Genomic DNA, 22088 nt, shown 5'->3' with positions numbered 1-22088 from the left:
CATGGGGATGGAGTTCCCCGAGGACGTCAAGTGGCTGCTGCCCATCGTCGTCGGCGAGCACTGGCCGGAAGGCGACGAGGACAAGCTGCGCGAGGTCCGGGACGCGTGGCTGGCCGCCCGCGACGCGCTGGGGCCGATCGTCGACAAGGCCAACGGGGCCGCAGCTGAGGCGCTCAGCACCTGGACCGGTCAGCCCGCGGTCGAGTTCCAGAAGATGTGGGACAAGTTCGTCACCGGTGACGAGGCCTACTTCACGAACCTGACCAAGGCGTGCGAGGCGCTGGCGCAGTCGGCGGACGCGACGGCGCTCGACGTCGAGTACACGAAGTACATGATCATCGCGTCGCTGATCATCCTGGCGATCCAGATCGCCGCGATGATCGCGGCGGCCGTGGTGACGTTCGGCGGGTCGACGGCGGGCATCGTGCCCGCGCAGATGGCCACGCGGATGACCGTGCAGATGGTCTTCCGGCAGCTCGTGCAGAAGATGCTGCAGGAGGGCTTCCGCAAGGTCGCGATGCAGCTGCTGAAGCGGCTGGCCAAGGAGATCGCGATGAACGTCGCGATGAACCTGGCGCTGGACGGCGGCATCCAGGCGCTGCAGATGGCCAAGGGCGACCGCAAGAGCTGGGACTTCGACAAGACCGCCGGCGCGCTGGCCAGCGGTGTGGCCGGGGGTGTCGCGGGGGCGGCCGGGCACGCGATCCCGAAGGGCGCGACCAAGGGGCTGCAGGACAGCGTCGCCGGGCAGATCGCGGACCGCGCCGTGCGGGAGGGCGCGCGCGGGGCCGTCGAAGGCGTGGCCACGACGGTCGGGCAGGCCGCGCTGACCGGCGACCTCGGCAACCTGAAGATGCAGGACCTGGCGATGGGCGCGTCCGCCGGCGCCGTGGACCGCGCGACCGGTGGCGCCAAGGACCAGATCAACGAGATCAAGAGCTTCAACGCCGACGTGCGGGCGGGCAACATCAAGGTCGACGGGTCGCCGGTGGATTCCGGCTCGTCGGACTCGGGTGGTTCGTCGTCGGGTTCGTCGGATTCGGGCAGTTCGTCGCGCTCGGACTCCGGTTCTTCGGCGGGTGGCTCGTCGGGTGCCCGGGAGCCGGCGCTGGCGGGCGCGTCGTCGTCCCACTCGGACGGTTCGTCGGGCTCGGTCTCGAACGCGATCGCGAACGACCGGGTGAGCGGCCAGTCCGCCGTGGTGGCGGACCGCCCGGCCACCGCGACGACGGACGCCCCACGGTCCACTTCGGACGGTGGCGGCACGCACCAGGGCAGCCAGCCCCCCGCGACAGCGGCGCCCGCCGCATCGAACCAGGGCGGCGGTTCCCCAGCGGGAACGGCGGGAGTTTCGTCGACCGGTTCACCAGCCGGTTCGGCCGGCTCGGGCGGTTCCACGGGTTCGTCGACCGGTTCGGCCGCCGGTTCTTCAGCCGGTTCGGCCGGTTCTTCCGGCGGTTCGGCTGGTTCTTCGGCCGGTTCGGCTGGTTCCGCAGGCTCCTCAGCCGGTTCGGCAGGATCCTCGGCGGGCTTGCCGAGCTCGCTCGGCAGGCTCGGCTGGATCGGCCGGTTCTTCCGCCGGTTCGGCTGGTTCTTCGGCCGGTTCGGCCAGTTCCACAGGTTCGTCGGCCGGTTCGGCAGGATCCTCGGCGGGCTCGCCGAGCTCCTCGGCAGGTTCCGCCGGATCGGCCGGTTCTTCCGCCGGATCGGCCGGTTCTTCCGCCGGATCGGCCAGTTCGGCCGGCTCCTCCGCAGGCGCAGCCAGCTCGTCAGCAGGCTCCGCAGGCTCCTCTTCGGCGGGCTCGCCGAGCTCCTCGGCAGCCTCGGCAGGCTCCTCTTCGGCAGGCTCGGTGGGTTCCTCCGCCGGCGCCGCTGGTTCCTCAGCCGGTTCTTCGATCGGCGGTGGGTCCCCGGTGAGCTCGTCGGCCGGTTCCGCGTCCTCGGCCGGGGCGTCCCGTGGGTCGGCCGTGGGGTCGGATGGCGCCCCGGTGAGCGGCGCGGACCGGATGCCGGTCCCGGCGGGAGCGAGTCCGGTGCAGCCGGGCAGCGGGTTCGGGCCCAACGACCCGCCGTCAACGCGTCCGGACGGCGTGACCGCCGCCGGCTACGCCCCCGGCGCCTTCGGCCCGACCGGCGGCGCCCCCCAACCGGGCGACCGAGCGCCTCAACAGCAGTCGCCACAGACGCCTCCCGCCGCGCCGGTGCAGGGCTATCCCGGCGGCGCGCCGCAGGGCTACGGGCCGGGCGGACAGCCGCCGCGCGCCCCTCAGTACGGCCCGCCCCAGGGCGCGCCGTTCCAGGGCAACCCCACCCAAGGCACACCCAACCGGCCACCTCAGGCCGGCCCCCCGCAGGGCACACCCTTCCAAGGCGGCCCGAACCGGCCACCGCAAGGCGGCCCCAGCCAGGGCGCGCCGTTCCAGGGCAACCCCACCCAAGGCACACCCACCCGGCCGCCCCAGGGCGGCCCCAGCCAGGGTGCGCCGTTCCAGGGCAATCCCACCCAAGGCGCACCCCACCAGCCACGCCAGGGCACCCCGTTCCAAGGGAACCCCACGCAAGGCGGTCCCCAGCAACCGCGCCAGGGCGGCCCGGTCCAGGGCAGGCCTGTGCAGGGTGGCCCGGTGCAGCCGCCTCAAGGCGGCCCCGTCCAGGGCGGGCCGAACCGCGCGCTCCAAGGCGGTCCCGTCCAGGGTGCGCCGTTCCAAGGTCAGCCGCCGCAGGGCCCGCGGGGCCCGATGGGTGCGCCGCCGAACGGTGGTCCGCCGCATCCGCCTCAGGGCGGCTACGGTCCGCCGCAGCAACAGCCGCCGCGAGGTGGGCAACCGCCGGCGTACGGGCCCACGCAACGTCCGCCGCAGGGCGGGTACGGCCCGCCCACGCAGCAGGGAGGCCGTCCTGGCGCGCCCGTCGACCCGCGCTGGATGCTGGCGCGCCCGCCGGAGCAGGTCCACCAGGCGGGCCCGCCCGCCGAGACCCCGGCACCCCGGACCGGCGATACGGCGCTGCCCGCCGAGCGGACCCCCACTGCACAGCAGACGCCCGCGACCGACCGCAGCCCGTTCGACGCGGGCCCACGCCGCGAGGAGGCGCCTACCGCCGAGCGGACCCCGTTCGACCCGGCGCAGGACACGGCCACCCCTGTCCGCGAGGAGACCCCTGCCTCGGAGCGGAGCCCGTTCGACCCCGCGGAAGACACCGCCACCCCACGCCGCGAGGAGCCATCCGCCACCGAGCGCAGCCCCTTCGACCCGGCGCAGGACACGGCCACCCCCGTCCGCGACGAGACACCCACCGCGGAGCGGAGCCCGTTCGACCCCGCGGAAGACACCGCCGCCCCACGCCGCGAAGAGGCACCCGCCACCGAGCGAACCCCCTTCGACCCCGCCCAGGACACCGCCACCCCCGTCCGCGACGAGACACCCACCGCGGAGCGGAGCCCGTTCGACGAGGCGCCGCCCCGAACGGACGATGCCCCCGCGGCCGAGCGCAGCCAGTCCGACCCGGCCGAAGACAAGCCCACTTCGCCCCGCGACGAGGCACCGGCCACCGACCAGAGCCCGCCCCACCAGGACAGCGCACCCCAGCCGGAGCGGGCCGCCGACAACGCGGCCCCCCGGAGCGACCGTCCGGTGGTCGACGAGCCGTACATCGCGGACCCGAACTTCCGCACCTACGACCGCGCCGACTTCGACGCCCTCGGCGAGGCCCAGCTCGCGACCGGCATCGTCGACGAGCGCACGGGCCGGCTCACCCACGAGCACGAATTCCTCGAAGCGCTGGCGATGCGCGATCTGGACGCGGCCCTGCGGCACATGAGCGACCAGGGCGCCTACGCCGTGCACAGCTACACCTCGAGCGCGGTCTTCGACCAGATCAACGAGGCGCTGCGCACCGGCCGGAGCCTCGACGAAGTCATGCCGATGGTCCGTGCGCTCGCGTCCGGCCTGAACGAGATGCCCACCTATCAGGGCGAGACGGTGCGCCGGGTCAACGTGCGAGGCGAGGCGGCGGCCATCGTCGCCGGCCGGTACGAGCCCGGCGCGGTCGTGGTCGAATCGCAGTTCCTCAGTTCGAGCCGCGCCGACCTCGGCTCGGCGAAGTGGCCCGGCGACGTCGAAATGATCATCGAGGGCAAGACCGGTCGGTACATCGAGTCGCTGGCCTCGAACAAGGCGGAACACGAGGTCCTGTACAAGCCCGGCACCCAGCTGGTGGTCAAGGAAAAGATCGAGGTCGAGACCCCCAGCGGCGGCAAGAAGTGGGTGATCCGGCTCGAGGAGATCACCCCGGACGACCCGCGCTACCTCCCCCCGGATGCCGCCAAGCAGCAGATGGACCGCAACCGCGACCTGGCCGATGTCCAGGAAGCGGAGATCGCGGCGGCGTCCAGGCGCGACTTCGCGCGGGCGTTCGGCGGCGAGGCCGCGGTGGCCGACATCCCGCCGAAGTCCGAGCCGGAGACCGGCCCCAAGACGGAGACGCCGAAGCCCCGGAAGATCGGCGAGCCGGTGAACGGCTGGGGCGACATCCGCCGGTCGTCCGACGTCGTCGGTGAGCCGGCGATCCACGCACGCAGCACGGACCCGGTGGACCCGACGGTCCAGAGCACCGGTCCCAGCGTCCCGACCCGCAACGCCCACCAGGAGGTGCGGTTCCTCCGCGAGCACCTGCCGGAGATCGCGGACGTCAACACCCGCGGCTACTACGCCGACGGCATGCCGGAGGCCTACCGGAACAACTCGGCCGAGTCCGTGCTCGCGTTCGAGATGCGGATGGACGGCCTCCAGGTCGACGCGCAACCGGGCAAGCTGGACGACCCGCGCGGCAGGGACTTCCTGTCCCGGCAGCTCGGTGGCGAATTCCACCAGGTCCCGGACTACAACAGCGCGGTGCGCGAGATGGGCGGGCAGCCGGTCGGCTCGCGGGCCGTGCTGTCGGTCGACACGCCGGATGGGCAGCGTGCCTTCAGCGTGGTCAACACCGAGCACGGCGTGGCGCTGGTCGACCCGATGACGAACCGGCTCGCCGACCTGCCGCCGAACCCGTCCGGTGTGCACCTGATGCAGACCCACACCGGGGACGGCACTCCGCTGGCCAACCGCAGCGAGCCGACGCCGGCCGCCCAGCCGGAACCGTCGGTCAACCGGATCAGCGAGCTGCTCGGCGGGGGTCCCGAGCGCAGCGAGCCAGTTTGGAACTCCGCGGATGGCAACGCGCTGCGGAACCGGCTGGACGGCGAAATGCCGCAGCCCGCCGGCTGGAACCCGTTCCGCCGGTCGGAACAACCCCCCGCAACGCACGTGCACCAGCAGCAGCCGCCGCACCAGGGCGGACCCATGCACCAGGGCCCGCCGGTGCAGCACGGCTGGCCGCAGCAGCAGGCGCCGGTTCCCCACAACCCGTACCAGCAGCCCGCACCCACACACCCGAACCAGGGGCCGCCGGTCCAGCACGGGCAGTACCAGCAGGGCGCGCCGCACCAGCAGCCGCCGGTGCACAACCCCTACCAGCAGTCCGCACCGCCGCCCCAGCAGCACGGCTGGCCGCAGCAGCAGGGACCGGTTCCCCACAACCCGTACCAGCAGCCCGCGCCCCCGCACCCGAACCAGGGGCCACCGGTCCAGCACGGCTGGCCCCAGCAGCAGGCGCCGGTTCCCCACAACCCCTACCAGCAGCCCGCGCCCCCACACCCGAACCAGGGGCCACCGGTGCAGCACGGCTGGCCCCAGCAGCAGGGACCGGTTCCCCACAACCCCTACCAGCAGCCCGCACCCCCACACCCGAACCAGGGGCCACCGGTCCAGCACGGGCAGTACCAGCAGGGCGCGCCGCACCAGCAGCCGCCGGTGCACAACCCCTACCAGCAGTCCGCGCCGCCGCAGCAGCAGCACGGCTGGCACCAGCAGCAGGGGCCGTTCCAGCAGCACCCCGGCCCGCTGGCCCACCAGGGCGTGCCGCTGGTGCAGAACCAGCCGGCGCCCTGGTCGAACATGGCCGGCACGACCCCGGGGTTGCATAACCTGCCCGCCATCCACGCCGGCACGACCGGCCCGCACGAGGGCGCCTACGTCGCGGCGCGGCACCCGGAGCTGCCGAACGTCAACCCGAACCGCAACGTGCCGAACGCTGTCGACAAGGGCTACTGGCACAACTGCACCCGCTGCGTCGTGGCCTACGCGCAGCGGCTCGTCGGGATCGACTCGCAGGCGGATCCGGTCCTGCCGAAGGACCTCGGCGCGTTCGACCGGATGAAGTGGCTGGAGAACCAGCTCGGCGCCAAGTGGGTGCACGGGATCGGCACGTACGACAACGCGATCGCCCACGTTTCGAACATGCCGCACGGCGACCACAGCGTGATCTACGTGTCGTTCAAGCAGCCGGATGGTACTGACGCCGCGCACGTGGCCCTGGCGGTGAACACGCCCGAAGGCGTCGCGTTCATCGACCCCCAGAACGGCGGGCTGATGAAGCTGCCGACCAAGCCGACGAGCGTCAGCCTCCTGCCGTTCGGGTCGCTCGCCACGAGCAACGGGATCGCGGCGAACCCGCAGATGGCGTTGCCGTACGGGCAGTCGCAGGCGCCGCACACGCCTGCCCCGCACGTGCCGAACACGCCGGTGCAGCTGATCCCGCAGGTCCACCACACACCGACGACGCCGTTGCAGCACGGCTCGCCGACGCCGACCACGCCGGTCACGGTGGGGCCGGTCTCGCCGGTGCACCAGCAGGCGCCCGTGCAGCAGCAACCGCCCGTGCAGCAGGCGCCACAGCCACCGGTGCACCAGCAGCCGCCCGTGCAGCAGCCGCCACAGCCACCGGTGCACCAGCAGCCGCCCGTGCAGCAGCCGCCGCAACCCCCGGTGCACCAGCAGGCGCCCGTGCAGCAGCCGCCGCAACCGCCCGTCCAGCAGCAGCCGCCCGTGCAGCAGCCGCCGCAACCGCCGGTCCAGCAACAGCCGGTGCACCAGGGCCAGGCGCCCGTTGACCCGCGCGTGGCTTACACACAATCGCCGCAGGCTCCGGTTGATCCGCGGGTGGCCTATGGGCACTCGTCGCAGGTCACGGCGCCGGACTTGCCTGTCGGGCCGCAACATCCGCATGTGCCTGGCCGGGCGGCGGACCTTCCGGAAGACGGGCTTCCGGGCCGCGAGGGCCGGGAGATTCCGGAGCTTCGACGTGACGAGACACCGGCGGAACCGGAACAGCCCCGCGACGGGACACCGGCCGAATCCGAGCGTCCGCGCGACGACACCGCCGCCGAGCCCGCACGCGCCCGCGACGAGGCATCGGCGCAACCCGAGCGGCCCCGCGACGACGCCCACGCCCAGCCAGAACGCGGCCGCGACGAGACACCGGCCGAACCGGAACGCCCGCGTGACGACACGTCCGCCGAACCGGAGCGGCGCGGGGACGAACCGGACGAAAACCGGACCGCCGACGATCTGGCCCCCGGGGATGACACCGTCGTCGTCGATGGGCAGACCATGCGGATCGACGACGCCTTCCAGCGCCTGCTGGACGAGCACCCCGAGCTCCGCGACGCCGTCGACAACAACCCGGGCTTCCGGCGGCTGCTGCTCACCAACCTGGGCCTCCTCGTCAACCTGATCACCTATCCGGACGCGATCCCGGTGGTCGAGGAAGCCTGGGACGAGCAGCTGCCGATGCCGAACATCCCGGACCACGTCCAGGCCGACTTCAGGTCACCGGCCGAGCACCAGCCGCCGCCCGAGCGGCCCCAGCAGCCCGGCTTCCCGCCGGCAGGCGAAGGGTTCCCGGCGGGCTTCCCGCCCGGCGGCATCGGCGACCAGCTGCAGCCCGGCTTCGACCCCTCGCGCGCGGCCGACCCCGCGTACTCCGACGCCTACCTGCGCGACCAGCTGGAGCGGGCCGCCGCCGCGCGGCAGGAGCTGGACTCCGCGCTGGGCGGGATCGCCAACGCGGTCGGGGGCACCGCCATCCCCGCGTCCTCGCCCAGCTGGGACGAGCTCCAGCGGAACCTCGCCGGCTTCGACGGTGATGCCTCCCGCCTGACGGGGCTGGCCTCGGCGGGATTGCAGGTCGGCAGTGCGGACGACGCCTACCGCGCGGCCGCGCAGCTCGCCGGCACCCCCGGCCTGGAGGTCCTCGCCGCCGACGACCGCCTAGCCGAGGGCGGCGGCCTGGACATGCAGGTGCGCACCTCGGACGGCACGGTCGGCGCGGTGAGCATGATGCCGCCGATGCCGGGCATGGCCGGGCCGGGCGCCACAGGCGGCACGTCCCGGGGCGGCAGGCACCGGAAGCTCGACGGACCCCAGCAACCCCTGGTCGAGGAAGCGGCCGAGGTGCCGACCCCGCAGTACTTCAAGTGCTTCAACAAGACGTACAAGGTCGACCGGGACGGCGACGGCAACCTCACCGGCTTCCTGCTCAACGTCCGCACGGGCCAGTTCGAGGAGAACAGCACGCACCTGGAGAAGGTCCTGCAGGACGAGCTGCCGTCGAACTTCCGCTCGCTGACCGAGGCGGAGTTCATCGCGGAGACCGAACGGGAGCGCGCCTTCTACCTCCGCGGCGAGGGACCGTTGTTCGCGCTCTACGCCACCGTCGACGGGATGCGCAAGCAGGCCAAGGAAGAGGGCCGGGCGCTCACCGCACAGGAGGAGTCCTTCATCGAGTCGGTGCAGCGGCGCACGTTCGGCATGTGGGAGGCGCAGCCCGCTGGTTTCCCGTGCACCTCCATCCTCGCGTGAGCTGGTTACAGTGAGCGGCACTACGGAGATGGGCAGGGAGGCGACGGCGATCATGGAGCCGCACCGTCCGTTGCTCGTGCGCATCGGCACGCTCGCCAGGGCCGACGCGCCGTCCGGATGGGAACGGATCGAGCTGCACTTCCGGCAGGTCGGTGACCACGCCGAGCTGGAGCCGATCGCGTTCACGCGCGGCTCCGGCCGGACCTACCCGGCGTCGGGCGAGCTGGCCGAGGTGTTCGCCGAACTGCGGGAGGCCATGTACGAGCCGGGCGTCGGCGCCTGGCTGCAGGCCCGCTACGCGCTGCACCCGTCCGGTGAGTTCGACCTCGACGTCAGCACCACGACCGCGCCCTGGTGGCGGACGCCCCCGGACGACCTGCCCGCCGCGCTCGCAGCCGAATTGAAAGCGTTTCCCCGCGATCCGGAGCACCTGCCGGACTGGTGGCGCCGCGCCGCCGGCCTGCCGCTCGGCGTCAAGTTCCGGCACGCCCGCGTGGTCGACACGTACGAGGACGGCGCCGCTCCCGTCATGGGCCGTCCGCCGGTGCCCGAGGACGAGGTGCCCGCGCTCCTGCGATACCTCGAACGCCAGCCCGCGGTCCTGGTCGGCAGCGGGCTAGGGCCGGACATCTTCAGCGGCGGCACCGAATCCGACGTGCCGGAGAGCTACCACACCGACGGCGCGTGGATCTGGCACGCGTCGGTGCCGCACTACCTGCGCAAGTACGGCACGCCACCGGAACCGGACTTCCTCACGCACATCCGGGACCAGGACTTCCAGCCGCCCTACGTCGACAAGCTCACCCGGCGCACCGCGGCGGCCGACCTGCTCGGCCGGTCCCGTCCGAAAGCCGATCCGGGCGAGGCGCTGCCGACCACCGGGGACATCGCGTCCGAACTGGAGACCCGCACCGATCCGGCGCTGGAGGACCCGGCATTGCTGGTGGTGCTGGCGCAGCGGCTGGCCGAGCACGGCATCTGGCCCGCGGCCTACCGGCTGGCGTCGCGGGCAGACGGCGCGTGGTGCCTCAACCCGACCGACCGCGGCTGGGAGGTCGCGCGCTACGCCGGTGGGGTGCCGGTGCGCCCGCAGTACTTCGAGCGCGCCGAGGACGCGGCGCAGCACCTGCTCGGCGCCCTGCTGCTGCACCCGGCGCGGACCACGGGCGGCGCCGAGACGCCGCTGGAGACCTCGGCCGAACTCGCCGACTGGCCGATCCAGCCCGCCGAGGGCGACCCGCCGCTGACGCTGCTGCGCAACAAACGCCTGATCCGGCTGCCCGCGGCCACGGTCGTGCAGCGCTTCGGCGACGAGACCGGCAACCTGGTCCACCACGACGAAACCCGGTTCCCCGCGACCTCGCTGCCCATCGAGCGGGACCGCGAGGAGCGGCGCTACCGGCTCCGGCGCAGCCTCGCGGTCGTGACCGGCATCGCGATCCCCTGGGCGAACCTGCCCGGGGGCGGTGTCGCATACGTCCTGCCGAGACCGCTGAGCGAGCACGTGGCGGACGCAAGCCTGGAAAGGATCGAGTAGTGGAAGCGGCAGAAGCGGTCGCGAAGGTCGAGGAGTGGCTGCACGAAGTCCACCCCGGCGCCGGCCTGCGCGCCGACCAGGCGAACCTCGTGCGGCGCCCGGAAGGCTGGCACGTCCCCTACAACTCCACCGCCTACCTCGACGGCGGCGACCTCGGCGAGCAGATCATCCCGCCGCCCGCGCTGATCGTGCGCGACCCGGAAGGCGACCTGCGCCACGCGTCGCCGATCAGCGGTGGCTTCAGCATCCCCGCTCAGTACCCGGGCCGCGACCACTGGGCCGAGGTGATCGACCCCGAGTACGCCACCTCCGGCCTCGGCCGCCTCGGCGTGCCGCTCGCCGCGATCACGGGCTGGCAGCGCTACCTGCCGGACGGCACGGACACCGGCGAGTTCCGCCCGAACCCCGAGTACCGGACAGGGCCGAGCCGGCGTGGCTACCCGATGCCGTGGACCGCGCTCGACCACCTCGTCGAGTTCCGCCACATCGGCTGGCTGGACCAGCGGAAGTTCGTCATCGGCCTGCTCGAGGAGAGCGTGCTGGTGCCGGTGTCCGGCGGCCGGGTGCGCCACCAGTCCACGAAGGACGGTCGTCGCACCGTGGAGCTGTGGACGTCGACGCGCTTCTTCCCGCCGGGCAGCCGGGAGTGGTTCTGGCTGGACCCGGTGACCCTGCTGTCCCACGTGCCGGAAGCCGACCTGGTCATCCACGGCCCGTGGCAGCTCCCGGTCGAGGTGACCACCGAGGAGATCCGCGCGGCGCACGCCGAGTTCCCCCGGTACAGCGACAAGATCGAGGTCACCGGCGAATGCGTGGAGGCCTCGGCGGACCTGACGCGCTGGGCCGCCGACACCGCGGCGCGGATCGGGCTGCCCGAGCCGGTGGAGCCGCCGGTCGACGCGGGTGACAGCGCCCGCGCCCACGGCTTCGAGCTCACCGCGGACGAGTGCTACCGGGTGGTCACCGGGCGGTCCTGGGTGCGGCGCATGGGCATGGCGCTGCCACCGCGACCCCCGTACGACCCCGCCGCGTTCGGCCTCACCCGCGGGTACGACGACAACGGCGAACCGGTGTTACGGGTGGACTCGTTCGGCAAGTTCGCCGACGTCGGCCAGGACACGAACTTCAGCTGGCAGCGGTTGCTCGGCGCGTACGTCGGCTTCGCGCTCGGCGAAGCGCTGGGCAACTCGGCGGACGGGACCGAGCCCGGTCCGGTCGGCCCGCTCACCCAGCGCCTGCTGTTCCTCACCGAGGCCTTCCTGCGCGGCGGTGCGGCAGCGGTTCCCGAGGCGATGTCCCGCTGGTCGCACACGCAGGGCGAGACGGTGCCCGGCATCGAAGGGTGGCTGCCGCACCTGCGCGAACTGCACTCGGTGCGCGACCCGGACCCGGCTGACCTCCGGTCCGGGCCGACGGTCCTGCTCGGCGCCCTGCCCGGTGTGCTGACCATCGGCGGCCCCGGCGAGGTGCCGTTCGGCGCGTCGGAAGATGCCGTCCGCGCCTTCAGCGCGCTGCCCGAGTCCGGCGAAGACGAGGTGACGTTTGCTGTCTTCCTCGGGCTGCTGCTGGAACGGGGGCTGGACCGCGCCTTCAGCCCGGCCCTGTGGGTGTCGGCGGGCCCGGTGCTGGCCGGCCGCGAGGGAGAGCACTGGGACCAGGTGCGTGAGCTGGCCGCGCGGTCCCTGATCGCCATCCCGGAGCAGGGCCTGTACCACCTGCCCGAGCCCGAGGAGATCGGTGACGGCCACGACACGGCGTCCGTCCTCGGGCGCGCGCTCGCCGCGGTGAGCGGGTTCGAGAACAACCCCGAGGTCGCGCTGCTGCGCGCGGTGAACCACTCCGGCCGCAGCGCGCTGACCGGGGCGATCGCCGGCGCGCTGGTCGGCGCGCGCAACGGCGTGCCCGACCTGCCGCAGAAGTGGGTGGACCAGCTCGAACTCAAACCGCTGATCGAGCGGGTCGTCACGGACGTCGCCCGGCGGTTCGAGGGGATCCCGGAGGGGGAGGAAGGACAGCGATGGCTTCGGCGCTATCCGGCGATCCGGCCGTGACGGCTCAGCGCTTCACCGACTGGAAGGCCGTCACGGACCCCGAGTTCCGGCGCAACGAGTTCCCGGGGCTCGGCACCCCGGAGCCGGCGATCGTGCGGTGGATCGAGGTCGACGAGCGCGAGCAGCCGACCGGCAACGTCCGGGAAAACCCCGCGCACCGGCCCGGTCCGGCGTGGTTCGGCAGCCCGAAGGCCACCACCCCGGCGGGAAGGCTGATGGACATGCACCGCGTCGGCTGGATCGACGGGCCGACCATGCGCAGGCTGTTGCTGGACTGCGAGGTCCTGGTTCCGCTGGGCGCGGACGGCGAGCCGGTCCGCAACCACACGCGGGACGGCCAGGTCGTCGTCCCCGCCCACACCTCCACACGCACGATCCCGGCCGGTGTGCACCGGTGGCGCCGGATCCGGCCCCGCGACCTGCTGCGGCCGGGCGCGGGGGAGACCCGGCTGGACCTGGACCCCGGGCACGCCCTGTCCCTGGCGGTCGATCTGGCGGAGGAGATCAACGGGGTCGGACCGGAGCCGGGTCGATATGTCGACGAGGTCGCGCCCGAGGTTTCTCCGCGGATCGCGGAGCTGGCCGCCGAGTCCGGGCTCGGCGACCTCGTCACGCAGCGGCTCCGCGCGGTCGGCGGCTGGGCCAGGAAGAACGGGTACGAGCTCAGCGCCGACGAATGTGAGCGCTACGCGCGCGCGTACGCCCTGTGGGTGCGCAACCTGCGGCTGCGCCACGACGGCCGGCCGGTCGAGTGGCCTGCCGATCTCGCCGGGGCCGGGCTGATCAACCACTACGACAACACTGGGCAGCCCGAACCGAGGCCGTGGACGCTGGGCAAGTTCCAGGACGCCGGCACACCCTCGGGGCTGTTCGCCTGGCACCGCGTCGTCGGCGCCTACGTCGGGTTCGCGGTCGGGGAGTGCCTCGCCCTCGGGAACGGCGACGTGCTCGGCCCGATGACCCGGCAGGCCCTCCGGCACACCGAAGCCGTCATGCGCGGCCTGCCGTTCATGACCCTCACCGGCGACGTGCCCGAGGGGTTCCCGCCTGCGCCGAAGCCGGACAGCTGGCTCTCGGTCGCGCTCGGCGACGGCCCGGAAGCGCCACCGAACCCGCTGACCGCCGTGCTCGCCGCGACCATGACCGCGGGCCTTGAACTCGAGAACGCCGGGCTGCCGTACCAGATGTCCGTCGCGCGGGCCCTGACCGGCGCGGACGGCGAGGCCGCCACCGCGATCGAGCTGGTCGTGCGGTTGCTCACGAAGGTGCTGGTCAACGGCGAGCCGCCGTGGCCGTTCCACGCCGTCCTGGGTGAGCTGCGGAAGTCCGGGCAGACCCCGTTCGACGAGATCGCGGCGATCGTCCTCGCGATGCGCGACGGCCGCGACATCCCGGACACCGAGCAGATCGAGACGCTCGGCGACCCCGCGAGCCCGCTCGCGGTGGCCGGGCGCGCCGTGTTCGCCACCGCCAAGCGGCAGCACGATCCGTTCGCCGCGATCCAGGCCGCCGGACAGCAATCGGCCGAACCACCGCTCACCGCCGCGCTCACCGGAGCGCTGGTCGGCGCCCGGCTAGGCGTCCCCGGCCTGCCCGCGGACCTGGTCGGGGCGCTGACGCCGCTGGGGCTGCTGGACAACATCGCCAACGACATCTACCTGCACTTCAACCTGTACGGCGTCACGCGCAGCCGGTCACTGCAGGAGGACTGGGCGCGACGGTACCCGCCCGGCTAAGTTTGACGGGCCCGTTTTCCGGACGCAGGGGGAAGTCGTGCGGTACCGAGTGGAGTTGGCGGAGCGCCCTGACGGGCTGTACGCCGTGTGGCAGGGGCGCGTCTTCCCGGCGCAACGCTCCAGCGCGGACGGCACCGTCCTGCTCGTGACGCCGCCCGGCGAGGACGCGCCCGCCGACTTCGACCAGGAATTCGACGGGCGGCCGGCGAAGGTGCTGCCGGAAGCCGAGGTCGCCGCGACCTTCAGCCTGCAGACGCACTGCCTGTTCGACGACGACATCTACCGCGTCGCCCCCGGCGAGGGGCTGACGCTGCGCTGGAACGGCACCGACGAGACGCGCGCGCGGCAGCTCGGCCTGCACGACTTCGCCGTCGACGCCACCGAGGCCGAGATCACCGCGATCTGGCAGGAACGGCACGACTTCGCCGCCGGCGTGCGGCAGCTCGGGGCCGGGGATCCGCAGGAGCTGGTGCGGGAGATCGCGCGGCTGCTGCGCGACGTCGTGCCCGACGGCTGGGAGCGGATCGCCGCCCAGTTCCGGCAGGTCGGGGACTACGCGGAGATCGAGGTCCGCGCCGCGGGCGAGGGCGAGTCGGTGTCGTTGCCCGCGTCGCCGCGGCTCGGGCAGCTGTTCGGCGACCTGCGGGCCGCGATGTACCAGCCGGGCGCCGGGACGTGGTTCAAGGGCACGCTGACGCTGGTCGCGCCCGCCGAGTTCACGTTCGACTACGACTCGTCCGCCGAGCCGAACTGGCGCCAGTCGCCCGCGGGCAGGCCGACCGCCCGCGCCTACGAGGCCGAGCTGGAGCACTTCCCACGCGACCGGAAGCAGGTCCCGGACTGGCTCGCGGCGAAGGCCGGGCTGCCGGTGGACGCGGCGTTCCGGCACGCCGCGGTCGTCGACGGGCCCGGCGAACCACCCGTGGTCAACCGGCAGGCCCTGCCGCCGGACGAGGCCCGCGCGTTGTTCGACTACCTGTACCGGGCGCCGGTCGCGGTGGCCAGGCCGAACCGGCTGCCGGACCTGTTCGCGCCGGCGGCGCAGCCGGACGTGCCCGACGCCTTCCACACCGACGGCACGTGGATCTGGGCCGCCGCGGTGCCGCACTACCTGCGGAAATACGGTCTGCCGCCGCAGCCGGAGCTGGTCGAGCACGTGCGGGCGCAGGGCTACCGGGCGCCGACCGTGCCTGCGCACCTGCTCGCCGCCGCGGAGGCGGAGCTGCTGGGCAGGCCGCTGCCGCCGCAGCCCGACGCGGGTGAGGTGGACGCGGTCACGCTCATCGACCGCGGCGGCGACCCGCCGTACGGGTTGCGGGCGTCGGAGGTGCTGACGGTCCTGGAGCGGCGGCTGGCGGAGTACGGGATCGCGGCCTCGGCGTACCGAATCGGTTCACGGGCCGAGGGGGCGTGGAGCCTGCAGCGGACTGAGTCGAGCTGGGAGGTCACCGGCCCGGACGGCGCGGAGCCTGCGGCGTTCGCGCGGGTCGAGGAGGCGGCGCGGTTCCTGCTCGGATCGCTGCTGCTGTACCCGGTGCGAGTGGTCGACGACGAGGGCGACTGGCCGATCACGCCGCAGCGGGGCGAGCCGCCGCTGACGTTCTACCGAGCGAAGCGGCTGATCACGCTGCCCGTCGGCACGACGCTGGTGCGGTTCGGGCCCGAGGCGGGCAACCTGGTGCACGACGAGACGGCGCGGTTCCCGGAGACGTCGCTGCTGCCGGAGCGGGAGGGGCAGCGGGCGCTGTACCGGGTGGCACGGCCGGTGCGCGTGTTGACCGGCGTGACCCAACCCTGGGGAGCGATGCCCGGCGGGGCGGTGGCGTACTTCCTGCCGCACCCCGTCGGGCACCACGTCGAGACGGGCGGGTTGGAGCGGCTTTAGCCGCGGAGCTTCAGCAACGCGACGATCCGCGCCAGTTCGGTTGCGATCGAGACAAGGCCCTCGTCGATCTTGCGCTCGAGGCGGGCCACGCCGGCGTCGATCCTCACTCGCCCTTCGATCGCTCTCGGCAACTCGTCCCGCACCATCTCCTTCGCGGCCGCGGCTTCCGCTCGCGCGAGGTTCGCGCGGTGAATCGCCTTGGCGACGAGGTCTGCTTCTTCCACGGGTGGGATGTCCATGCGCGCACGCTATTGATCCCCGACGTGTGACCCGTCTCGGGAACGCGGCCTACCGCGGCATCCAGAGCGTCACGCGAGTTCCGCTGCCCGGGCTGGACTCCACCCGCGCCTGGCCGCCCGCCTCGGCCAGGCGCGCCGTGATCGACTCGCTGATTCCGAAGCCCGGCGGGCGGTCCGCCTCGTCGAAGCCGGCGCCGTGGTCGCGGATCACCACCGCCACTCCGCCGTCCCGTTCCTCGGCCCGGACGACGACCCGGTCGGTTCCCGAGTGTTTCAGCGTGTTCCGCAGCGCCTCACGCGCCGCGTCGCGGATGGCGACCTGCCGGACCTCCGTCAGGGTGTCCGGGTCGAGCTCCGCCATGACCAGCTGGGCGCGCAGGCCGTCGCGGGCCATTTCCGCCGCCAGGGCCGCCAGTTTCTCGCCGAGGGGGCCGCTGCCTTCCGCACCCTCGATGGTCTGCCGCACCTCGATCGCCTGCGCGCGGGCCAGCCGTCGCATCTCGCTGAGCTGGTGTTCGCTGCTGCCGGAGCCCGGCAGGGCGATCGTCTCCAGCGTCTGCAGCACCGTGTCGTGCAGCATCCGGTGCTGCCGCGCGCGCTCCGCCTCGCGGCCGTGCCTGATCCCGTACGCCAGCGCCAGCCGGGTGCCGAGGCCGAGCAGCACCAGCGCCCCGGTCGCCGTCACCAGGACGCCGACGATCGTGCCGACCCCGGCGAAGGCTTGTTTCACGTTGAACACGCCGCTGTTGAGCCACCACGCGGCTCCGGCGAGCGGCACGCTCAGCACCGTCAGCCCCAGCCCGAACCCGACTCCCAGCGCGAGGGTCAGCAGCGCCACCCCGCCGAGCAGGTGCTTGCCCGGCACCTGCATCGCGGCCGCGAAGGCCGGTGCGGGCACCGTCGCCGCGACCACCAGGTTGGCCGCGACCGTGAACACCACGTCGAGCACCAGCAGCCGCACCGCGCCCCCGCCGTGGAACGGCGTCGACCGGAACAGCCAGCGCAGCCCGTACAGGTTCAACGCGATCGAGCACACCGCGACCGCCACCACCGGCGCCACGCCACCGTGGTCGCCGGCGAGGAACGCCACCAGCGCCCCGGCCACCGCCAGCACGCGGTAGACCAGCGGAACCATCGCGACGTACCGGGTGGCGCGGAGCAGCAGGTTGTCCTGCGCCGCGAGGTCGACCGGCCCCGCCATGCGCCGCATCCGCGCGAGCGGGGACACCGGCGCCGGGTCGGCGACCTCGTCGTCCAGGCCGCCGGTCGCGCCGGCCATCGCGGGCGCGCCCCGCCGCAGCAGGGTGCCCAGGTAGCTCGCCGCTCGCGGTGGGGACATCACGACCTCCCGGTCGTCTCGACGCACCCTGAAGTTACAGGCCGTTCTCCTCGGCCCAGCGGCGCAACTCGGCGACGGCCTCGTCGTGGTCCAGCGGCCCGCGGTCCAGGCGCAGCTCCTTCAGGTGCTTCCACGCCTTGCCGACCATCGGGCCCGGCGGCAGGCCGAGGATCTTCATGATCTCGTTGCCGTCCAGGTCGGGCCGCACCTTCGCCAGGTCCTCCTCGGCCTGAATGCGCGCGATCCGCTCCTCGAGCTCGTCGTAGGTGCGCTGCAGCGCGGCCGCCTTGCGCTTGTTGCGCGTCGTGCAGTCGGCGCGGACCAGCTTGTGCAGCCGGGGCAGCAGCTCACCCGCGTCGGTCACGTACCGGCGGACCGCCGAGTCGGTCCACTCGCCCTTGCCGTAGCCGTGGAACCGCAGGTGGAGGAACACCAGCTGGCCGACGTCCTCGATGACCTGCTTCGGGTACTTCAGCGCGCGCAAACGCTTGCGAGCCATCTTGGCGCCGACCACCTCGTGGTGGTGGAAGCTCACGCCGCCGCCCTCCTCGAACCGGCGGGTGGCGGGCTTGCCGATGTCGTGCAGCAGCGCGGCCAGCCGGAGCACGAGGTCGGGCTCGGCGTCCGGGTCGTCCCGGCGCTCCAGCGCGATCGCCTGGTCCAGCACGGTCAGCGAGTGCTGGTAGACGTCCTTGTGCTGGTGGTGCTCGTCGATCGCCAGCCGCATCCCGGGCACCTCGGGCAGGACGTGCTCGGCGAGCCCGGTGTCGACCATCAGCTCCAGACCGCGCCGCGGGTACCGCCCGAGCATCAGCTTGGACAGCTCGGTCTGCACCCGCTCGGCGGTGATGCGCTGGATCTCGCCCGCCATCTCGGTCATCGCGGTCACCACGCGGGGCGCGGGCTCGAAGCCGAGCTGGGCGGCGAACCGCGCGGCGCGCAGCATGCGCAGCGGATCGTCGGCGAAGGACTCCTCTGGGGTGGCTGGCGTGTCGAGCACCTTCCGCCGCAGCGCGTCCATCCCGTCGTGCGGGTCGACGAACTGCTTGGTCGACAAGTCGATCGCCATCGCGTTGACCGTGAAGTCGCGGCGCTTGAGGTCACCCTCGATCGAGTCGCCGAAGGTCACCTCGGGGTTGCGGCTCACCCGGTCGTAGACATCCGCGCGGAACGTCGTGATCTCCAGCGTCGAGCCGCGCTTGGTGACGCCGACGGTGCCGAAGGCGATGCCCGCCTCCCACACCCCGTCGGCCCAGCCGCGGACGACCTTCAGGATCTGCTCGGGCCGCGCGTCGGTGGTGAAGTCGAGGTCGGCGGACAGCCGGCCGAGCAGCGCGTCCCGCACGCTGCCGCCGACCAGGTACAGCCGGTGCCCGGCCTTCGCGAACAGCCCGGCCAGCTCGTCGGCCAGCGGCGAGATCCGCATCAGCTCGGTCACCGCGTTCCGCTTCGCGGTCAGTTCGTTCACCGGGATCGAACCGCCTCGGGGGTCGACTCAACCATGACAGACACGAGGAACCAGCCTACCGATCGACGAGGAGTGAACAGTCAACTACGCAGTAGCGGCCGGAAGGGGCCGCCACGCACTAGCATCGCAGCATGTCTGGATCGGCCGGTCGCTCCGGCGGCGGTAAGCCGCGACGCCGGTCACGCCGCCGCCGCGGCCGGAAGATGACGACCTCCGTGGAGACCTCCGCCGGCGGCCTCGTGGTCGATCCCGCCAGGGAGAACGCCGTGCTCATCGGCAGGCTGGACCGCCACGGGAAACTGCTGTGGTCCCTGCCGAAGGGCCACATCGAAGACGGCGAGACGATCGAGCAGACTGCGGTGCGCGAGGTGAAGGAGGAGACCGGGATCTCCGCGGAAGTGCTGCGGCCGCTCGGCACCATCGACTACTGGTTCGTGGCCGAGCGACGGCGGGTGCACAAGACGGTGCATCATTTCCTGCTGGAAGCCACCGGCGGCGAGCTGTCCGACGAGGACTCGGAGGTCACCGAGGTGGCCTGGGTGCCGATCGCCGACCTGGAGACCCGGCTCGCCTACACCGACGAGCGGTCCCTGGTGCGCAAGGCGCGGGAACTGTTCGACGACGACACGCGAGCGACAGAAGGAGCGTCGGAGTGAAGCGGTTCGCCGCCACCGGGCTGGTTGCGTTCCTCCTCGCGATGTTCACCCCGGTCACGGCGAGTGCCCAGACGGACGCGCCCAGCCGCCTGAGGCTGGACGTCGCGCAGCTCAACCCGCGCGTGATCACCACGAACTCGGTGACGCTCAACGTCACCGGCACCGTGACGAACGTGGGCGACCGGCGGATCAGCGACCTGCAGGTCCGGCTGGAGCTGGGCGAGCGGCTCACCACCGAGCGCCAGGTGCGCACCGCGATGAGCGGCGCGGCCGCGGCCGCCGCGTCGAGCACCGACTGGGTCGATGTCGAGCCGTCGACCCTGGATCCGGGACAGACCGCCCAGCTCAGCGTCACCGTCCGGCTCGACGGGACGCGCGGCAACCTGCGGGTGAACAGCGCCGGCGTGTACCCGATGCTGGTCAACGTCAACGGCACGCCGGACTACGGCGGCGCCGCGCGGCTGGCGTCGATGAGCATGCTGCTGCCCGTCCTGTCCGCGCCGGGCAAGAGCGTGACCAGCCAGAACTCCACGCCGGCCCAGTTCACGATGCTGTGGCCGATCGCCGACACCCGCCCGCGGATCGTGGCGGCGCCGCTCGGCGGCACCGCGGTGCTGTCCGACGACGTCCTGGCGACCGAGCTGCGACCCGGGGGCCGCCTGTACGGGCTGGTCGAGTCGGCGAGCGCGGTCCGCGACGACCCGCAGCTGACCCGCGCGCTCTGCTACGCCATCGACCCCGACCTGCTCGACACGGTGGACGCGATGTCCCGCGGCTACCAGGTCCGCACCTCGACCGGCACCACCGGCGGCACCGGGGCGGAGGCCGCGAAGGCGTGGCTGCAGTCGCTGCGGGAGCTGGTCACCGGGCAGTGCGTGGTCCAGCTGCCCTACGCCGACGCCGACCTCACCGCACTGACCAAGGTCCGCAGCGGTGACCTGCTGCCGTTCGCACTGGACACCGGCGCGCGCATGCAGGAGCTGCTCGGCGTCACCCCGCAGAACGGCGTGCTGTGGGCGGGCGGCGCGCTGGATCAGAGCACGCTCGCCGCGCTGAGCGGGGCCGGGGTGCGCACCCTGATCACCGACCCGGTCGACTCGTCGACGAGCGGCCAGTCGTCCGGCGCGGTCACGCTGGACGGCACCGCGCTGCGGGCCCAGCAGGTCGACTCCCTGGTCCTGTCCGGGCTGGCCGGCGCGTCCGGCAGCACCGAGGCGACCGCGGCGACGCCGGTGGACGACCCGGACATCGCGACGCAGAACGGCCTGGCCGCGCTCGCCTTCCGCGGTGGACTGGCGGGTAGCGCCTCGCGGCCGGTCCTGGTCGCCCCGCCCCGCCGCTGGACGGCGACGCCGGACGAGCTGACCGGTTTCCTGCGCAACGTCGGTGACTTCGTCGACCGCAACATGCTGACCCCGCAGTCGCTGCCCGCGCTGCTGGCGACCGCGAGCACCGGCAACGCCAAGATGAGCTACACGGCCGAGGACGTGGCCACCTCGACCCCGACGTCGGTCACCGACGAGATGACGTCCATCGAGACCACGATGACCGACCTGCAGGGCGCGATGCAGATCGACCCGGCCGCGCAGGTGGAGCCGGCCGAGCTGCTCGAACCGCTGCGGTTCGCGCTGGTCCGCAGCACGTCGGCGGCCTGGCGCGCACGGCAGGGCGCCGCGGAGGCCTCGGCCGCCGACGCCCGCGCCGAGCTGGACGGCCTGCTCGGCCGCGTCACGGTGGACACCCCGCCGGTGCCGATCTCGATGGCGTCCGGGTCGGCGCCGCTGCCGGTGTCGTTCAACAACCGGCTGCCGGTGCAGATCGCGGTGCGGATCCAGCTGAGCAACACGCCCGGCCTGCGCGTCGAGCAGGTGCCGGACCGCCTTGTGCCGGCCGGGCTCGGCGGCAGCGAGCGGATCCCGGCCGAGGCCCTGCGCGCCGGCGTGTTCAACCTGACCGTCTCGCTGACCACCCCGGGCGGCACGCCGCTGGGCAACCCGGCGCGGTTCGAGCTGCGGTCCAACGAGTACGGCGTCGTGACGCTGGTCCTCACGATCGCGGGCGCGGCGGCCCTGGTCCTGCTCTCCGCGCGGCAGATCTACCGTCGCGTCCGGGCCCGCAAGGCCTGACCGACTACTCTGGGGTGCCAGAACCGGACCGGCGAGGATTGGGCGCGCGCGTTGGACAGAGACCCGGGGTGGCCACCCGAGCGTCCCGCCGACCGCGGAACACGGCGTCCGCCGCCGCCTGATCGCGCTCGGCAGGAGCAGACCCGCCGGATCCCGCCGGCGGCTAACGGCAGGCCACGGCCCCCGCAGCCGACCCGTCAGCAGGGACAACTGCCGCCGGACCGGCTGCCGCAGCCACCGCGCCGCCAGCCGCCGCCGGACCGCAGGCAACCGCCGCCGGCCGGCCGCCAGACTCCGCCGGACCGCCGCCAGC

The 22088-nt window shown here is 73.2% G+C and carries 11 protein-coding genes and 1 pseudogene; 8 read left to right on the top strand and 4 right to left on the bottom strand.

All coding sequences use genetic code 11. The features are described from left to right. Position 1: 1 nt before the first annotated feature. Positions 2-391, top strand: a pseudogene (locus tag AMYTH_RS51320) (WXG100-like domain-containing protein); the annotation flags it as partial. Between the two features lie 1110 nt (positions 392-1501). Here AMYTH_RS51320 and AMYTH_RS45875 read toward each other — a convergent pair. Beyond that, the gene (locus AMYTH_RS45875; protein WP_051362848.1) at positions 1502-2062 is read right to left on the bottom strand and encodes a hypothetical protein; all 561 of its coding nucleotides are present in this window, start codon (positions 2060-2062) and stop codon (positions 1502-1504) included. An 862-nt stretch (positions 2063-2924) separates the two neighbouring features. On the opposite strand from AMYTH_RS45875, the gene AMYTH_RS45870 reads away from it, so the two are divergent. From AMYTH_RS45870 to AMYTH_RS0129020, 5 genes are read left to right on the top strand one after another with little or no spacing between them, the layout of a single operon-like run. Beyond that, complete coding sequence (locus tag AMYTH_RS45870) at positions 2925-8738, top strand: toxin glutamine deamidase domain-containing protein (protein ID WP_037322753.1); 5814 nt, start codon at positions 2925-2927, stop codon at positions 8736-8738. A 28-nt stretch (positions 8739-8766) separates the two neighbouring features. After that, the gene (locus AMYTH_RS0129035; RefSeq protein ID WP_027933203.1) at positions 8767-10275 is read left to right on the top strand and encodes a TNT domain-containing protein; all 1509 of its coding nucleotides are present in this window, start codon (positions 8767-8769) and stop codon (positions 10273-10275) included. Beyond that, on the top strand, positions 10275-12326 hold the full coding sequence (locus tag AMYTH_RS0129030; RefSeq protein WP_027933202.1) for a YrhB domain-containing protein: 2052 nt from the start codon (positions 10275-10277) through the stop codon (positions 12324-12326). Before AMYTH_RS0129035 ends, AMYTH_RS0129030 begins: the two co-directional genes overlap by 1 nt. Beyond that, a complete protein-coding gene (locus AMYTH_RS0129025; protein ID WP_027933201.1) occupies positions 12293-14062 on the top strand; it encodes an ADP-ribosylglycohydrolase family protein in 1770 nt (589 codons plus the stop codon). Before AMYTH_RS0129030 ends, AMYTH_RS0129025 begins: the two co-directional genes overlap by 34 nt. A gap of 49 nt (positions 14063-14111) precedes the next feature. Next, positions 14112-15947, top strand: coding sequence for a TNT domain-containing protein (locus tag AMYTH_RS0129020; protein ID WP_084022703.1), 1836 nt, complete (start codon positions 14112-14114; stop codon positions 15945-15947). Here the strand turns inward: AMYTH_RS0129020 and AMYTH_RS0129015 are convergent. Genes AMYTH_RS0129015 through AMYTH_RS0129005 form a run of 3 tightly spaced genes read right to left on the bottom strand, consistent with a single transcriptional unit; the run spans position 15944 to position 18993 of the window. Then, the gene (locus AMYTH_RS0129015; RefSeq protein ID WP_027933199.1) at positions 15944-16186 is read right to left on the bottom strand and encodes a hypothetical protein; all 243 of its coding nucleotides are present in this window, start codon (positions 16184-16186) and stop codon (positions 15944-15946) included. The genes AMYTH_RS0129020 and AMYTH_RS0129015 overlap by 4 nt on opposite strands. A gap of 49 nt (positions 16187-16235) precedes the next feature. Beyond that, entirely contained in the window at positions 16236-17525 is a 1290-nt protein-coding gene (locus AMYTH_RS0129010; protein ID WP_027933198.1) for a sensor histidine kinase, read from the bottom strand. Between the two features lie 34 nt (positions 17526-17559). After that, positions 17560-18993, bottom strand: coding sequence for a CCA tRNA nucleotidyltransferase (locus AMYTH_RS0129005; RefSeq protein WP_020416214.1), 1434 nt, complete (start codon positions 18991-18993; stop codon positions 17560-17562). Positions 18994-19124: 131 nt separating this feature from the next. Here AMYTH_RS0129005 and AMYTH_RS0129000 point away from each other — a divergent pair, with 131 nt between their 5' ends. Further along, on the top strand, positions 19125-19649 hold the full coding sequence (locus AMYTH_RS0129000; protein ID WP_026153651.1) for an NUDIX hydrolase: 525 nt from the start codon (positions 19125-19127) through the stop codon (positions 19647-19649). Then, on the top strand, positions 19646-21775 hold the full coding sequence (locus tag AMYTH_RS0128995; protein WP_027933197.1) for a DUF6049 family protein: 2130 nt from the start codon (positions 19646-19648) through the stop codon (positions 21773-21775). Before AMYTH_RS0129000 ends, AMYTH_RS0128995 begins: the two co-directional genes overlap by 4 nt. Positions 21776-22088: the final 313 nt, after the last annotated feature.

This window comes from Amycolatopsis thermoflava N1165, assembly GCF_000473265.1.
Taxonomy (GTDB): domain Bacteria; phylum Actinomycetota; class Actinomycetes; order Mycobacteriales; family Pseudonocardiaceae; genus Amycolatopsis_E; species Amycolatopsis_E thermoflava.
This window is presented reverse-complemented; position numbering and strand designations above follow the sequence as displayed.

Excerpts from the sequence above, each read along its gene's own strand:
- AMYTH_RS45870 (WP_037322753.1), top strand. The coding sequence starts at position 2,925 with ATGCTGGCGCGCCCGCCGGAGCAGGTCCACCAGGCGGGCCCGCCCGCC.
- AMYTH_RS0129035 (WP_027933203.1), top strand. The coding sequence starts at position 8,767 with ATGGGCAGGGAGGCGACGGCGATCATGGAGCCGCACCGTCCGTTGCTC.
- AMYTH_RS0129025 (WP_027933201.1), top strand. The coding sequence starts at position 12,293 with ATGGCTTCGGCGCTATCCGGCGATCCGGCCGTGACGGCTCAGCGCTTC.
- AMYTH_RS0129015 (WP_027933199.1), bottom strand. The coding sequence starts at position 16,186 with ATGGACATCCCACCCGTGGAAGAAGCAGACCTCGTCGCCAAGGCGATT.
- AMYTH_RS0129010 (WP_027933198.1), bottom strand. The coding sequence starts at position 17,525 with ATGTCCCCACCGCGAGCGGCGAGCTACCTGGGCACCCTGCTGCGGCGG.
- AMYTH_RS0129000 (WP_026153651.1), top strand. The coding sequence starts at position 19,125 with ATGTCTGGATCGGCCGGTCGCTCCGGCGGCGGTAAGCCGCGACGCCGG.